Origin of the sequence: Polaromonas sp. DSP2-3-2b2 (assembly GCF_049895905.1) — a bacterium.
In the GTDB taxonomy this organism is placed as follows: Bacteria; Pseudomonadota; Gammaproteobacteria; order Burkholderiales; family Burkholderiaceae_C; genus Polaromonas.
The window spans coordinates 81,934-97,276 of record NZ_JAFCTH010000007.1 but is presented as its reverse complement, the minus strand read 5'-3'; the positions used below and the strand labels follow the sequence as shown (position 1 = coordinate 97,276).

Genomic DNA, 15,343 nt, shown 5'->3' with positions numbered 1-15,343 from the left:
GCAAACGGATACTTGCTTGATGCGGTGTGAAGGGATGAACGAAGCCAGCGGTCTGCACAAACTGTTAGCGCACCCCAACCAAATTACATCGGAGCCATCGACCACATTACCCAGTGGAAAGAAAGACGGGATAGGGCAAAGCGGCTTCGACCATTGCTGCCGGTTCAAGTAGATTGCGCCGTTCAAAAAATCCCGGCCCTTCACAGGCTAGCAACGCGTCATGGGTTTTTGCAAGATGCGGAGGTGGCTATTTGACTGGCCATCATCAGCCGCGCTTGCACACCAATACCCATGCAAAGCAACTAAAAATGAATGGCAAAAAAATATGCCTTGCCATGAGAAGGACTGATGCAACAAGGTCGGAAGCGTCGCTCTACACTGTTGCGACTTCAACACTTTCAGTAGTCAAGTCATGGCAGCAACAGACAAAAGTAGTAAACGCCCAAAAATCAAAAACCCAGATGGCAGTATTGATTCAGTTGCGGTAGCGTTTTATCAAGAGGAATGTATTTTCGACTTGGGTAGCTTAGGGGCACTGCTCTTCTTTGCTTACAGTAGTTTGCATTCGACCTATTCATACCAGCATTTAAAAGGATGGGTAGACCAGCTTCAAGGAGCGATTGGTACGCAGAAGGTTAGGTTCAGGTCGCCAAGACTACAAGGTCAAAAGGTTTTAACGCCAGCCCACAAACTTAAGATCGAAAAGCTGCATATTCCCTTTTGGAGCAAGTCAAGTCCTTTTCTTTCCTTGCCACTTATGAATGTGCCAGGTCTTAATTATCGAGTTTTGAATGCGAAAGTAGAAGGAGTATCGACTACTGGTGTAGCTTGGCAGGGGAATATCGTATTTATCTACGAGGAAAAAACCAACACGTTTGCTCATCATTATCTGGCTGTGGGTGCGAGGTCAGATTCGATATTAGAGCAATTAGTTAACTTGATTGATAAAACTGATATCGCTATTTGTAAAAAGAAGTGTTCCGAGGGTTATATAAAACTGAAAAGAAGTTTGCAGCTTCCCACAAATTTAGCTAAAGATAATAATTCGCTGTCTGAATATGATGAGGTTTTGAATTTCTTCAAAAATGAGAAATTAGTCGAAGCTCAAAATGCTTCTGGAAGTTTCAGTGCTTCAGGGGGGTGGGGAGACGCGTTAATAAAAGAAAAAAAACCTGATTTGGTAGCAGAGACACTAAGAGCAAAATGGAAAACAAAAATTAAATTTAGTGATTGGGATGTGCATCAATATTCTGATTCAAATTTTGCGTATCAAATAACTAATAAAACAAAGAGTGTACCTGTTGATGGTGCTTTAGGGTTATCACCCCCCGCAAAACAACTTAGGTATATTATTGATGGTAACGGTGACCTGGCTGATGCTATTGACCGCTTGCTAAACGGATTTATTGCTGCGTCCAAAAAAGTGCAATCAAAAAAAGAAAAAGAAAACGAAGTAATTTCAAACGTACCTAAAAAACAGGAAAAGCAAGTAATTCATAACGATTGGATAGATTTAAGCTCTTTTAAGTCACGCTATGAATAGCTTTATATCTGTAGATAATGCTTGTGCTCAATTTGTATTAAATTTTTTTGATGTTGAAGTGAATATCATTTATATATTATTTAAATGACCTGATCCTGTCTGGTCATTATGGTTTATTAATATTTCACTTCGTGCAAGGATTTCAATGCTTACTTCAACCCTGTCATCGGCCGTGGAATCGGCCAATCTGTACTTAACGGATTCTGCGACAACGCCAGGCGAATCGTTCGGTGCCATCGTGGGCTCGACCTATGGACCGGTCGGCGCCTTCGTGGGCGGCACGCTGGGCCGCATGATCGAACGCGCCATCAAGAACTGACACCACCATCTTCAACTTCACCCATCAAGGGCCTTGGTTAACTTCAAGGCCCTTTTTGTTTGAGCGAACCGAAAGCCATTTCCATGACCACCACTCATTTATTGATCAAGACCGAGCGCGCCCGCAAGACCGGCGAGGGCAGCATCACCTACGCGGTACTCAAGGACGCCGACAGCCAAAGCGTTTATTTCACCCTCCTGGCCAATGACGGGTCGGGACAGTTCTCGCCTGAAATCGTGGCCTTCGAAAAAATTCAGCAGTGCCTGGCCAAGGTGGACGGCAAAAAACCGGTGCCTGCCAAGCTATTTGCGCCAGCCTTCGTCGGTCGCTCTGCGAACAACGCTGGTTTTCTCATGGCTGCCATGCGGCAGGAACTCCTCGTTCTGCCCACGGTCGATGCATCGCACCTGCATGCGGTGTCGGGCAACTGGGACGAGTGGAAGCGGCAAATCCTGGCGCAGGAGGGCCAGCCTTACACACCGCCAGCGCCAAAAGGGAAGGGGGGTTTCGCACCCGCAGCGCCAGTGGATACGCAACCCAAGCCCGAGGCGGTTGTCAATGACAAGTCCATGCCGGAAGCTGACATCCCGCCTCTGAAGGGCAAAAAGTCCCGCAAGCTTCTGCACCTTGCCAAAACACCTGTTGAGGCAACGCCCGATGCAGTTGATGCCACTGATACGGCCAATGTGGATGCGGAGGCAGTCAGCCATGATGACGCTGCGTGAACCGGCCGATGGGGCGCGGGTGAAAGATGCTGCCATCCAGGCGCTGGTCATTGGGCGCTTTGAAGAGTTGCGTTCGCCCGACTACGAATGGGCCGAACTGGGCTACTTCGTGGTGGTCGAGCCGCACGACACCATCGCTGAGTTGGAAGCCGCCCACCACATTGCCATCACCACTGGCTACTGCTGCACGGTGAATCACGGCCAGCCCGGATTCATTCCGAGCTTCGAGCTGATCGAGGAGCATGAAAGCAGTTATGAGTTGCTTTTCATCCTCAGCGACTCGGGGTTCGGCGTGACGCTGATCGTGCCCAAGCTGCCCGTGACCGAACTGGTTCGGTTCTGTCGCGAATTCACGCTCGCGAAACAGGCGACATCGAGCCTGTCTGGCCTGCCTGAATAAACAAGTTGTTGTTCGCACCTGCAGGCCTGCGGTGCTCGCCGCGTTTATGTGTTCCGCCATTTCACCCGCCTGTTCAGGCTGATTTCCGCCCCTTTATCAACCCCCTGCGAAGGCTCAAACCATCACCGGTTTGGGCTTTTTGCGCTTTTGGAGTACCCACCATGTCGAATCTCAACAAATCGCCAGCCCAAGGCGACGAGCCAGCCGCCAAACCATTTACACCCCGGTTCAGCGCCGGACAAATTGTGGCCACGCCCGGAGCTTTGGCTGCCATGCAAGCGCATGGCTGCTTACCGCTGGATTTGCTGCGCCGTCACCTATCGGGCGATTGGGGTACGGTGCCCCGTGAAGACGCGCAGGCGAACGAGCAGGCGCTGAAATACGGGGATCGTCTGCTGTCGAACTACCTGATTGCGCCCGGAGTCGTGATCTGGCTGATCACGGAGGCCGACCGCAGCTCAAGCACTTACTTACTGCCTTCGGAATACTGAGCTGGATGCCCGGAAATGAAAGCCGCTTTTCGGCGGCTAGCACGGGCCATGCGCCAATAGCCCGGCTGAAGCCCAATGAAGGCGCTCACTTGTCTGAACATGCATTCAGCAACTTGATAAGAGGCGCGAGCCGTCGCAAGGCCAGCGCACTGGCTTGAACTTGACCGCTTCCGTACTCCGGCAGTGTGACCGTTGCCGAGTCCGCCGCTGATGGCGGAGCGAAAGCAGCGTCAAACACCAGACACGGACCAGCCGCCGGGCAAGGGCACTTGCTTGCACCTGCCGGTTCTCCCATGCGCCTTGCCAATGCTCAAAACAGGTCAAAGCGGCACCGCCTTTGATGCCCAGGACCAAGGACTTCAAGTACGCAGTCCGCCTTTGCCGCCCGCCAGCACCCGCGCCGTTCGCCATCCACCCATCCACCGACCACCATCTTCAAGGAGTTTTATGCCATGAAACGTCAATTTAAATTCACCAAAAAAACCATTGAAGGCTTGCCGCCATGCCCGCCGGACGCGGCCAGCACGGAGCAGGAATATTCCGACCAGGACATCGCGGGCCTGCGCCTGCAAGTCAATCGGCTTGGCCGCAAGGTGTTTCTCTGGCGCTACCAGATCGAAGGCCGAAAGCGTGCCTTGAAAATCGGCAGCTACCCTGAAACATCCATTGATGCGGCCCGCCAGCAGGTCATCGAATGGCGCGCTCTGCTGGCCAAGGGCATCGACCCGCAGGACCAGCGGGAGGAAGAACGCAAGGGCGGCATCACATATCAGGCGTTTTATCAAGACTACCTGTTGCCGCACATCAAGGCCACAAAACGCAGTTTTCGAGTCGATCAGAGTCGCGCTGTCTGGCATATCTTGCCCGCCTTTGGCCATCGGGAGATGGCGAAGATCAGCACATTGGAATGGCAGCGGTTTCACAACGAGAAAAAGCTTCAGCTCAGTCCAGCCACATCAAACAGGATCCTGGAGAATGTCAAACGTGCGTACACACTATCTATTCAATGGGGCCTGTTGCCGCCAAGCGCCCACACGCCCCAGCCGGTCCGGATGCATCAGGAGAACAACATCCGCACCCGCTACCTGTCGATGGATGAGCTGCACCGTTTCATGCATGCTTTGGACAACTCGCCCAACCGGATCATGGCCGACTTCTTTCAGCTGCTACTGGCCACGGGTTGCCGCAAGAATGAAATCCTTCAGCTGCGGCATTCGGATGTGAACATGGAACAACGGCTCATTACGATCCCTAACCCCAAGAGCGGCCGGGCGCGGCATGTGGTGATGAACGAGCAGGCGCGTGCGGTGCTGCTGGGACGCCAGCCAGCGCCAAACAACCCCTATGTCTTTCCCGGCAAGGTGCAAGGGCGGCCGATTTTCAACCCCAAGCGCGCCTGGCTGGCAGTGTTGAAGGAAGCAGGCATTGACCACAAAACCACTACTTTGCACACACTTCGTCACACTTTCGCTTCCATATTGGTCAATGAAGGCGTCAGCCTGCAGGCTGTCAGTGAGTTGCTAGGCCATCACGGGACTGATATTACAATTCGTTACGCGCATTTAAGCGCTTCCAAGCTGCGCCAGTCCAGCGACCAATTATCGGTCTTGATGACGGCTTCACAGGGCGGTATGGTGCCGCCTGCCGCACCATGAAAAATGCCCGGACTGACCGGGCATTTTCTTTTTTCTCGCTGGCGACTGGGTTCCTTAGCGAACGGGCGCAGCGCGGGTGCTGTCATGGTTATAACGGTTGGCATGGAGCCAGGTCATGATGTCGCCATGGCGGTAGCAGACCCGGCGTCCACCGACCTTGACGAATGGCGGGTAGCTGCCCCTTCCGAGGGATCGGTCTTTCTCAATGGCAGCCGGTGATATCCTGAGCCAGGCGGCCAGTTCTTCGGTGAGGTACAGCGTGTCATCGACAGCGCCCGGTTTGGGGCCATCAGTGACTTGGACAGCAGCACGCTTATTGGCAGTTGGGACTTGACCTAACCCTACTGGGGGCGCCGTTTCAAATGTGTTCATTAGGGATTTCCTCGAATCATGGGTGTCTTGTAAATCGTTTTTAACGCTTCGGTTTCTTTAAAGACTCCCTGAAGGTCTACAGGCCGTCAGGGGGTCTGGCATCAATTCGCCATCAAGGGTTTCATGCAGCCCGTTCAGGCTGCAGCCCTCCGCAGGACATTGATGCAATCAAAATTGAAATCAGCCAAGTCAGAAATCTTGCTGTAATCCAAAGGCTTTTCAAAAGCTTCTTTGATGCTAAAAGGCTCAGTAACACCAGGGCTCAGAATGCTCACCACCATCTTGTCTAATGCTTTTTCAGTCAGCGCACTACGTACTCTGTCCCAACCTGCATCAGTACGCATTGTGTTGTAACCTTGCTCAATATGCACTGCGTCGTAGCCTTGCACCATACGCAAGTGCTTAATCATTTCCACGATCATGGCGCAATAGACCTTGTCATGCTCGACCAGTTCAAAAAAGACACTGTCTTCAATCTCAAGTACACCGAGTCCAACGTCGGTAGCACGTACCCCATGATGTGGGCGGTCAAGCGGTCCCTGAACAGCAGCACTGCTAACAATAGTTGGCACAGAATTTTTTTTGACCAGTTTGACGGCCATAGATTTTTTCTTGGCAATGACCACTGGCTTGCCAGCGCTTTTGATTTTGTTGGTGGCCGTGGCCGGTACTGATTTCATTGCATTTCCCTTTTTTCAACATTTACATCCGGAGAACCGTTTTTTCAGAAGCTTTGCTGTGCTTCCTTACCTTGAATTATTTTTGAAATGACCCGGCAAAGCACTACAAAAAATTCTGGTGATGTTTTGTCGCCGGATGGTAAATGGGGCAGGGTTCTGCGCCGCAGAACCAGCTCAATCCCACTGGAGGGGGGTAGTTCAGGGCGGCGTCCAGAGTCAAGCCGCAGCGCCTGGCAGAGCATCGCCAAAAATAGGGGGCCGGATGAGCTGGGCAAACCGTTCGTTGGCCGCTGTCAATGCCGATGCATGGGGCTGAACATAAATGCGGGTCACCGCCGGGCTCGAATGTCGGGCGCCCTGGCTGACGATTTCTATCGGCACGCCAGCCTCGATCAAGGTGGTACACCACGCGCTGCGTAGGCAATGAATGCGGTAAGGCGCCGTAATCTGCGCATCTTGCAAAATGCGCCTGAACAGGCGGATTGGCCGGGACAGCCGGTCATTGCCTTTGTTGCCTGCTGGAAATACAAACTCGTTGCGTTTGAATGGCATCACTTCGCAGATCACTGCCTTGGCAGCGTCCGACAAATAGATCACACCGGGCCTGCCGGACTTCTGGGTAGGCAGCTGCCACAGGCCTTTTTCCAGGTCAATGTCCTGCCATTTCGCGTTCGTCGCTTCGCCCAGCCGAGCACCGGTGAAGGCGAGCAGCATCAACAGCCTGGATGCAACGGTTTCCGGGCGCCTGCTCGCGGCCGTGACCAAGGCCGTAATTTCGCTGACCGTGAAGGTTTGAGTGCGCTGGTTGAAAACCCGGGGCAGCTTGACGTACTTGGCCGGGTTCTTGTCGATGAATTCCAACTCGACCGCCAGGTTCAAACTGCTCGACAACTGCCCAATGACGTTGCGAATGGTTGCGGCCGCCAAGCCCGCATCCTGCATCTTGACCACCAGCTTGTTGATCGCTGTGGCATTGATCTGCGGCAGCAACATCCGGCCCAGATCGGGTTCAATCCATTTGCCATAGCGCCCCAGATCGGTTTGAAGGGTTTTCTTTTGCCGGCTGACGCACTGCACTTGGTAGTGCTGGACATGAAATTCAGCATATGTCAGCTCACGCGCCTTGACTGCTTTGGGGTCGATGCCAGCAAAGGCCTTGCGACGCACATCTTGAAAAGCGGCACGAGCCTGGGCAATGGTGTGCAGACCGAACACGCCGACGGCAATGCGTCCACAGCGTCTGGCTTGAACGCCAAGGCGCCGGGGCACGCTGTAGCTGGCATAAAAGGTGGCGCGGGTCGGATAGACCATGGCGTGAAAGCCCTTGTCGCCTTTGGAGCAGAACTGGACCTGGGGAAGACCATGAGTCTGGACCTGCCGGATGGCTTCGTTCAGGTTGGCGTTGGTGAAGTCAATGACCGTCGCAAAGGGAATCTTGCGATTTTTGGGTAGCGTTTCGTGAAGCATGCTGATAGTCCAGGGTGAAGGACTACCACCGACGATGATACGCAACCTCGTGCAGCGCGTCACCCAGCCGGATCAAGCTTATTCCAAGATGGTGGAGGGTATCAGTGTAATTTTGCTGTTCTATACCCCATCGCTCGACTTACACTAAAACTGAGCGTCTAGCTGTATAGCGACGGCTAAGCATATATACAGGTTGTGCAAGCACTCTTAAGCGTCTGGAATAAATCCGCTAGAACCGCAGCGCAGCATCAATTTGACGAACTGGTTTTACGACAGCAGTTGGAGAATTTGGCAGTGATGAAACGACAAACGATGTCGCAATAATACGCTTTAAACTGAAGTGCCCGCATCCATTAATATAAAGATTAAGCTGATTTATCGCGCAATCTTCAATAAGCAATCATTATTCTTCGAGGAAAATATAAACCGCCGAGGCGGTTTATATTAATTATTTTTCAGATTCAACATGTAGTGTTTGGATAAATATTTCTCCACTAGAAGACATGGAATCTTATATTGTTGTGCGATATCCATTGCGGACCAGCCATTTACCTTAATGATCTGCTCCCTGCGAAGATACGGCAGCATAAATTCCATAGCTGCAATTTCTGCTAATATTTCACATATAACCGGCTTTGTCGGGCTGGCTTCATCATCTGGAAATGCAAGAATAATGTTCTGAATATGTTGGAAAATATCGATTGTTCGATATTCATCCTGGTCAAGAACAATGTGAAATAATTCCTTGCAAACAGTGAATCTTTCCCAGCAGGAATTCAGGTAGTGCGCGTAAAGCACTACAGATTTTTCAGGATATAGCAAGCATGTACCATAAAGCCAGCGATCATTCTCGTCCCCATCGCCTTTATAAATCTCGATGGGACGACCGCTAGAATCGGTGCAAACCTCAGTCAGTAAATCGAGAGAGCGTTTGGGGTCAGATGAATTCAGTGATCTCGAATTGTAAACTTCACTTATCTCTTTTGCTTTATTTATGCAGCATGACAAATCGTGACTTGAAATATTCATTGTTTTTATTCTGAAATAAAAAAATGGCCCCAAGGACCATTTTTAAGGGCACGGCAGATTAAGCTGCTTTTGGGTAGTCACCAAAAGAATCAACTTTGCGGAAAGACCCATTAAGATAGCCTTCCAAGAAATCCGCGACCTTTCCAGCTACGTCAGCGCATGACTTGTCACATACGCCTTTTGCGAGAAAAAATTTGACATCGCGAACACCACTCTGCTCAAGTTGTGAGCGTACTTTATCAAGTCGAGTTTTGGCATTCATAATGGTTTCCTAATGCAGGGGATATAAATAATTTTGTTTAAAGGTCGCAATGCATTACCTTTTTTTAAGGCGACAGAACTACTTCCCCCCGTAAGAAGAACTGTACCTTTTTTGTCATCCTAGCATAAAGATTGTCCTGTCGCAAGGCTGATGGTGTTGTAGCTAGGCTCTAGTCGGCATTGTTGTCGGACTTCTTGTTCGAATGATTGTCCTGCACCCTGCCTCGTGGGACTTGCCGCCCGCCTATGAGCGCCACGACTTGTTTTCGACATCAAAACCAGGACCGCATAAGTTGTCGAGGAAGCGATCGAAGCCAGCGCTCACCTGCACCCCACCAGTATGTACAAAAGCTTGGAGATCAGCAGCGCCAAGCGGTGTACCCTACTGATCATGTAACCCCCTGACTCATGATCTACACGAGCACCTTGCTGGAGACAGCATCTAAACTGACGGTTTGTTGAGGTGGAGGTACGGGTAGCTCACGACCTGCTGGTACTGCTCTGGTAACTGACGCGTACAACCCAGTCCAATTCCTTACATATCAGTCAAGTGGGACTGGCGACTGGGCACCCCCATGATGGTCGGCTGTAGCTTGTATTTGAAAGGATTTATCTGGAAAAGCCGTGCTCTGGGTGTCCGATGTCATAGGCTGCTTCACGAATTCAAAGGGCTGGAAGCAGACGTGGTGATCTTGGTAGGTATTGATACCCGCGCCAGTAAACACCTCGAAATGCTCTACGTAGGAGCCAGTCGGGCGCGTGCTGCACTTTATTTTTTGAGACTTGAAATAGAGGGACTAGGGATGCCCAATAGCTCCAATTTGTAGCGAGACTAAAGAGCACTGCCATGCATGTTGGGTCGAGCGTCCATTTGCGGCGATATGAGACTGCACATGGGATGTCAGTTCCAACCGCAATCACACCCCCCTATTTCCCAAATTGACTTTTTATACACACCTGTATGAAGTGCTGCCAGTGATTCATCAAGTTGAGGATTTGTCTGGTTTATCGCCTCTAGAGCAGAACTGAACCTAGGCTAGACCATGAGCCTGCACCAGCCGGATGGCTTCGTTCAGGTTGGCATTGGTGAAGTCAATGACCGTCGCAAAGGGAATCTTGCGAATTTTGGGTGGCGTTTCGTGAGGCATGCTGATAGTCCAGGGTGAAGAACTACCGCCAACGATGATACGCAATGCCGTGCGGCACGTCACCCAGCCAGATCAAGCTGCTTCCAAGAAGTCGGAGCCTGCCGGTGTAGTTTTACTGTTTTATACCCCAATGCTCGACTTACACCAAAGTCGAGCGTCCGGTTGTATGGCATTAGCGACGCAGCTGCAGGGCTCGCGACGAGCTTCCTCAGCAAGTCTGCCTTCAGCTCAGCATTGGTGACGTACACTGACCATTGTTTGCTCGTTGCGAATGATTTAAGGAACGGTCAAATTTAAATGCAAAAGAAGCTTACGGGGCTGCTATTCATCCTTTGCGGGGTCGGCATGATTGTTGGCGCCTTCATTATTGAGGCAGCGTGGCTCGGTTTACTTTTCGGGACCGTAATAATCGGGATCGTCATGCTCTTTTTGGCGCCCTTGTTAGTTATGGCGCCATTCTTTTTTCTGTTTGGAATTGGTTCAACGCTGTTGGGAAGTGGCATGGCGATGATTTCGGCTGAAGATTGAGGTTTGGGACAAAGGCGCCTTGCAAAGTACCCGTGTGCAGTTTTCTGCTCATCCAATGACTCCCAAGCATGAGGTTGGGACCTTCAGTAATCCAAAGGCACTTTCAACTGCCGCCAAAAAACGGAGATTTCTGCCGTTGCTTTAATTGGATTGACAAAGCTTTTTCCATTTGAATAACCAAGGAGAAATTCTGATGTTTGGTCTGTTTGGACGAAAGCCCGCAACCGCACCAGCACGCCCTAATAGTTTTGGCGGCGATAAGGAGGTAAACGAAGCTGATCCTCACGTCGCAGCATTTGCCGCATACGAGGCTGAGGATTACACAGCCGCCTTTGCGGGATTCCAAAAACTTGCTGACCAAGGTAGTGCAAAAGCTCAGTTCAATCTTGGGTTTCTCCACTACTTCGGCAAGGGTGTTCCCAAAGATCAAGTGCAGGCGCTATATTTTTTTCGTCAAGCTGCTGATCAAGGATTTGAGGCGGCTGCGCTAAAAATCGGGGAAATGTACCGTGATGGCGAGGGCACCCCAAAAGATGATGAGCAAGCGGCCTACTGGTATAAAAAGGCAGCCGATCAAGGTAATTCTTCAGCTCAGTACAACCTTGGTGTTCTTTATAACAATGGACAGGGTCTTCCCAAAGACCGAGAGCAGGCTGCTATCTGGTTCCGCAAAGCATCTGAACAAGGCTATGACGCTGCGCAGTTTGTTCTTGGTGAAATGTATCGTCAAGGAGTGGGCCTGACAAAAGACGATAAACAGGCTGTGCTCTGGTACAGAAGGGCTGCTGATCAGGGTCATCCAATGGCGCAAGCTCTTGTTGGAATAATGTATGCTGAAGGAGCAGGAGTTTCAAAAGATAATGGGTCTGCAGTTCTTTGGCTACTTAAGGCTGCTGAAAAAGGAGTGGAGATTGCTCAGTTCAATCTCGCTAGACTATATTGCGATAGTGAAGGTGTGCCGAAAAACCCAATACAAGCGGCTTTTTGGTGGGGCAAGGCAGCAGATCAAGGTTCTGTATCCGCCCAGAATAAATTGGGCATGTGCTACAACTATGGACTCGGAGTCCCCAAAGATTACGCACAAGCCGTATTTTGGTGGCGCAAAGCCGCTGAGCAAGGAAATGTTGAAGCGCAGTACGATTTGGGAGTTATGTACGACATTGGTAATGGAGTACCTAGAAGTCCTGCGCAAGCAACCTTCTGGTGGCGCAAAGCAGCTGATCAAGGGTATGCAAAAGCTATCCACAACCTTTCTTGCTAGTCATCGATTCTTCTTCTTTTTTTTTTGTAAAAGCGATATAAGGCCGATAAGCTAATCAACAAAGACAGAAGAAAAAACCATCAAAAATTGGGTTCAACTTATTATGGGGTGAACCTATTTAAGATGTCGAATGCTTATGTCCAATACTTCTTAAGAAGTATCTGGTAATTCTTGGCCGACATACTAATTAGCCCTGCCGATGCACAAAGAAAGGTCAGAGCGCTCCCGCTTTGATGCCTCGGACCAAGGACTTTAAGTACGCAGTCCGCCTTTGCAGCTCAAGCGGGCTCCAAGAAGTCGGAGCGTACCGGTGTAGTTTTACTGTTCTATACCCCCAATGCTCGACTTACACCATCACCTTGCCGGGGACATGGACCAGACTGATGGACAAGGCGAGGGAGTACGAATGGGCCTCGACCTTCTGGTACTGCTCTGGTAACTGGCGCGTACAACCCAGTCCAATTCACGCCGGGTCAGTCAGGTTGAACGTCTAGATGTTCAACCCTTGAAAGCTGCCTGTTGGTTGTATCAGCAAGGATTTATCTGGAAAAAACTTGTTTTGGGTGTCGGATATGATCGGTTGCTTCACGAATTCGATCCCCGCCAGCCGCACCATTTCAGACACCCGGAAACCCTTGTGTTTCCTTGCCATCACGCCAACCGACCCGGTTGGCGTTTTTGTTTCCGGTTGCCGCGTTTGCGTGAACGCAGGAGTGCGTCAGGGCGAACGAACCGGCATCACATGCACCAGGTCCAGGTCAAGACGAACGTTGACCGGCGTGCCGACTGACAGGCTTTGACGCTGCACGCCCGAGATCGTCAGCAGCAGGCGCGCGCCGGGAATGGCGGCCAGTGTCAGGGTGACCAGCGTGATTTCACCCAGGTGGCGCGCTTCCATCACTTCCGCGCTGAAATCGCCTGGACGCTCTGTTGCCCCTGGCCCGAGCAGCGCAATGGCGTCGCTCGGTATCACCCAGTTGACCGCTTGCCCGATGGGCAGCCTGCCTTTGTCGCGCACCTTGAGCACGGGCGCTTGAGACGCCTCGGCGCCTTCACCCGTCCAGCGCAGCAGCCCCTGGCCTGGTGCATCGGCAGGCCCCATCCATTGCCCCATGAAGCGGTTGTGAATGCCCACCAGATCGGCGACCCGGGCGTTGCGCGGTGCGTGGTGAATGCTGGCTGGCGAGCCTTGCTGGAGCACCTGGCCCGCATCCATCACCACCAGGCGGTCGGCCAGCATGCGGGCTTCGTTCAGGTCATGCGTTACCAAAACAATGGGAATGAAAAGTTCGCGGCGCAGGTCCGCCAGCAGCCGGTACAAGCCTTGGCGGCTCATCTGGTCCACAGCAGAAAACGGCTCGTCGAGCAGCATCAGCCGGGGTTCGCGCGCCAGTGCCCGGGCGATGGCCACGCGCTGCTGCTGTCCACCCGACAGGCCCGCCGGCCGGCGCATCTGCTGGTCCCGGCTCAGGCCCACATGGTCCAGCCAGTGACGCGCCTGCGCCAGGCGTGCCTCAAGGGGCAGGTGCAGCAGCGGCAGCGAGACGTTGGCGATGGCGTTCAGGTGGGGCATCAAGGCATAGCTCTGGAACACCAGGCCGACGTGACGGCGCTGCGGCGACAGGTGCACGCCCTGGGCCGTGTCGCACCACACCTCGCCACCGACGACGATGCGGCCGCGCTCGGGCCGCATCAGCCCGGCCAGAATGCGCACCAGCGATGTCTTGCCCGCGCCCGAAGGACCTACCAGCGCCAGCAGTTCGCCAGGTCCGCAATGCAAACTGCCGCTCAGCGGCATTGGAAGCAATTGCGCGACTTCGACGTCAAGTGCCCGGGTCGCGCTACTCATCGCCGTATCGACAGCCGCGCCGACGCGAAAAACGAGGCACCCACCGCCGCCAGGGAGAACACCACCAGCAGCAAAGCCATCTGATTGGCGCCCGCGAGGTCGAACGATTGCACCCGGTCGTAGATTGACACGGCAATGGTTCGGGTTTCGCCCGGAATGCTGCCGCCCACCATCAGCACCACGCCGAACTCGCCCAGCGTATGCACGAAGGTCAGCACCATCGCCGACAGCACGCCGGGCCAGGCCAGCGGCAACTCGACGCGCCAGAAGGACTGCCAGCCGTTCAGGCCGCTGACCGCTGCCGCTTCCGCCAGGTCACGCGGAATCGCTTCAAATGCGCGCTGCACCGGCTGCACCAGAAACGGAATGTTGAACACCAGGGACGCCACCAGCAGGCCCAGGAAATTGAAGGTAAGGCTGATCCCCAGTGTGTCGGCCAGCCATCGGCCGATGGGCGACGCGCCGCCAAGCGACACCAGCAGGTAGTAACCCAGAACGGTCGGCGGCAGCACCAGCGGCAGCACCACCAGCGCCTCGATCCATGCCTTGCCTGAAAAACGCGTGTAGGCCAGCCAGCGGCCCAGCAGCAGCCCGGCTGGCAAGAGCACCAGCAGCGTGACCGCCGCCAGCTCAAGCGAAAGCGCCAAGGCTTGCCAGTCCATCATTCGGCCGTGCCGCGCTTAACGGGCAGGCATGGCAAAGCCATGGCGCTCCATGATTTCCCGGGCAGCGGGCGTGGAGATATAGGTGTAGAAGGCCTTCGCTTCTGGCGACGCTCCCTTGAGCAGCACCATGCGCTGCCTGAGCGGCTGGTGCCAGTTCTCGGGGATGAGCTGGAAGGCGCCGAGTCTGGAAATCGCCGGAGCGCGCGCCAGCGACAGCGCAATGATCCCGCCCTGCGTCGAGCCCGACGTGGCGAACTGCGCCGTTTGCGAGATGTTTTCACCCAGCACGAGCTTGCCCTGCAGGCCCTCCCATAATCCGGCGTGCTGCAGTGCTTCCCTGGCGCGTGCGCCATACGGCGCGTGTTCGGGGTTGGCGATGGCAAATTTCCGCAGCCGGCCGTCCTTGAGCGCGGCGGCCAGGTCCTTGAGCTCGCCGTCGGCCTTGAGCGGCGAGCCGGGCGGCACCATGATGCCGATGCGGCCCAGCGCGTAGGCACGGCCCCGGTCCTGCGTCTTGCCTGCGTCAGCCAATTCATAGACAAAATTCTCGTCCGCCGACATGAACAGGTGAAACGGTGCGCCCTGCAGGATCTGGGTCTTGAAGTTGCCCGAAGAACCGAACACAAGCACCAGCTGGTGGCCGGTTTCCTTCTCGAAGCGTGCCGCGACTTCTTCCATGGCGAACTTGAGGTCGGAGGCCGCCGCGACCGTGGCTTTCCCGGCGTGGGCGGCCAGGCACAGCAGCAAGGCGCTGGCGGCAAGAAGGTGCCCCGTGGGCTTCATCGCGTGTTTCCTGAGGTTGAAAACCCTGGCCGGGAACCGGCAAGGCACGCTTTTTCGGGCTGCGCGGTTCGCCAGGCCAAAAAAGATGCAGGGAAAAGCATAACGCATCCGCCGTGACGGAACGTGCCACTTGTCCATGCACGCGGGTCAGGCCCAGCCATCGCCGA

Annotated in this window: 17 protein-coding genes; 9 read left to right on the top strand and 8 right to left on the bottom strand. The window is 53.5% G+C overall.

The features are described from left to right. The first annotated feature begins 412 nt into the window (after positions 1-412). The 6 genes from ACP7AD_RS08360 (at position 413) to ACP7AD_RS08335 (ending at position 5,133) form a co-directional block, all read left to right on the top strand. A complete protein-coding gene (locus tag ACP7AD_RS08360; protein ID WP_426147174.1) occupies positions 413-1,543 on the top strand; it encodes a hypothetical protein in 1,131 nt (376 codons plus the stop codon). A gap of 145 nt (positions 1,544-1,688) precedes the next feature. Beyond that, positions 1,689-1,862, top strand: a complete 174-nt coding sequence (locus tag ACP7AD_RS08355; protein ID WP_426147176.1) for a hypothetical protein — start codon at positions 1,689-1,691, stop codon at positions 1,860-1,862. 101 nt (positions 1,863-1,963) lie between these two features. Continuing rightward, positions 1,964-2,587 (top strand): hypothetical protein, encoded by a 624-nt coding sequence (locus ACP7AD_RS08350; RefSeq protein WP_426147178.1) that lies wholly within the window; start codon positions 1,964-1,966, stop codon positions 2,585-2,587. Next, positions 2,571-2,987, top strand: coding sequence for a hypothetical protein (locus tag ACP7AD_RS08345; protein ID WP_426147179.1), 417 nt, complete (start codon positions 2,571-2,573; stop codon positions 2,985-2,987). The genes ACP7AD_RS08350 and ACP7AD_RS08345 overlap by 17 nt, the downstream gene beginning before the upstream one ends. Positions 2,988-3,148: 161 nt before the next feature. Then, positions 3,149-3,478: a type I restriction endonuclease subunit M gene (locus tag ACP7AD_RS08340; protein ID WP_426147181.1), complete on the top strand. Its 330-nt coding sequence runs from the start codon at positions 3,149-3,151 to the stop codon at positions 3,476-3,478. A 452-nt stretch (positions 3,479-3,930) separates the two neighbouring features. After that, a complete protein-coding gene (locus ACP7AD_RS08335; protein WP_426147183.1) occupies positions 3,931-5,133 on the top strand; it encodes a tyrosine-type recombinase/integrase in 1,203 nt (400 codons plus the stop codon). 54 nt (positions 5,134-5,187) lie between these two features. Here ACP7AD_RS08335 and ACP7AD_RS08330 read toward each other — a convergent pair whose 3' ends face one another. From ACP7AD_RS08330 to ACP7AD_RS08310, 5 genes are all read right to left on the bottom strand, one after another. Further along, positions 5,188-5,505 (bottom strand): helix-turn-helix transcriptional regulator, encoded by a 318-nt coding sequence (locus ACP7AD_RS08330; RefSeq protein WP_426147185.1) that lies wholly within the window; start codon positions 5,503-5,505, stop codon positions 5,188-5,190. A 134-nt stretch (positions 5,506-5,639) separates the two neighbouring features. Further along, positions 5,640-6,185 (bottom strand): hypothetical protein, encoded by a 546-nt coding sequence (locus ACP7AD_RS08325; RefSeq protein WP_426147187.1) that lies wholly within the window; start codon positions 6,183-6,185, stop codon positions 5,640-5,642. A 216-nt stretch (positions 6,186-6,401) separates the two neighbouring features. Further along, positions 6,402-7,652: a tyrosine-type recombinase/integrase gene (locus ACP7AD_RS08320; RefSeq protein ID WP_426147189.1), complete on the bottom strand. Its 1,251-nt coding sequence runs from the start codon at positions 7,650-7,652 to the stop codon at positions 6,402-6,404. Positions 7,653-8,096: 444 nt separating this feature from the next. Further along, positions 8,097-8,681, bottom strand: coding sequence for an ImmA/IrrE family metallo-endopeptidase (locus ACP7AD_RS08315; RefSeq protein WP_426147191.1), 585 nt, complete (start codon positions 8,679-8,681; stop codon positions 8,097-8,099). 58 nt (positions 8,682-8,739) lie between these two features. Beyond that, positions 8,740-8,943 (bottom strand): hypothetical protein, encoded by a 204-nt coding sequence (locus ACP7AD_RS08310; RefSeq protein WP_426147193.1) that lies wholly within the window; start codon positions 8,941-8,943, stop codon positions 8,740-8,742. Between the two features lie 574 nt (positions 8,944-9,517). Here ACP7AD_RS08310 and ACP7AD_RS08305 point away from each other — a divergent pair. From ACP7AD_RS08305 to ACP7AD_RS08295, 3 genes are all read left to right on the top strand, one after another. Continuing rightward, positions 9,518-9,769, top strand: coding sequence for an ATP-binding domain-containing protein (locus tag ACP7AD_RS08305; protein WP_426166078.1), 252 nt, complete (start codon positions 9,518-9,520; stop codon positions 9,767-9,769). A 618-nt stretch (positions 9,770-10,387) separates the two neighbouring features. Continuing rightward, positions 10,388-10,618, top strand: coding sequence for a hypothetical protein (locus ACP7AD_RS08300; protein ID WP_426147195.1), 231 nt, complete (start codon positions 10,388-10,390; stop codon positions 10,616-10,618). 193 nt (positions 10,619-10,811) lie between these two features. Further along, positions 10,812-11,879, top strand: coding sequence for a tetratricopeptide repeat protein (locus ACP7AD_RS08295; protein WP_426147197.1), 1,068 nt, complete (start codon positions 10,812-10,814; stop codon positions 11,877-11,879). A gap of 718 nt (positions 11,880-12,597) precedes the next feature. Here ACP7AD_RS08295 and ACP7AD_RS08290 read toward each other — a convergent pair. From ACP7AD_RS08290 to modA, 3 genes are read right to left on the bottom strand one after another with little or no spacing between them, the layout of a single operon-like run. After that, positions 12,598-13,728, bottom strand: a complete 1,131-nt coding sequence (locus ACP7AD_RS08290; protein WP_426147198.1) for an ABC transporter ATP-binding protein — start codon at positions 13,726-13,728, stop codon at positions 12,598-12,600. After that, entirely contained in the window at positions 13,725-14,390 is a 666-nt protein-coding gene (modB, locus tag ACP7AD_RS08285) for a molybdate ABC transporter permease subunit (RefSeq protein ID WP_426147302.1), read from the bottom strand. The genes ACP7AD_RS08290 and modB overlap by 4 nt, the downstream gene beginning before the upstream one ends. Positions 14,391-14,408: 18 nt before the next feature. Continuing rightward, complete coding sequence (gene modA / locus ACP7AD_RS08280; RefSeq protein ID WP_426147200.1) at positions 14,409-15,176, bottom strand: molybdate ABC transporter substrate-binding protein; 768 nt, start codon at positions 15,174-15,176, stop codon at positions 14,409-14,411. Positions 15,177-15,343: the final 167 nt, after the last annotated feature.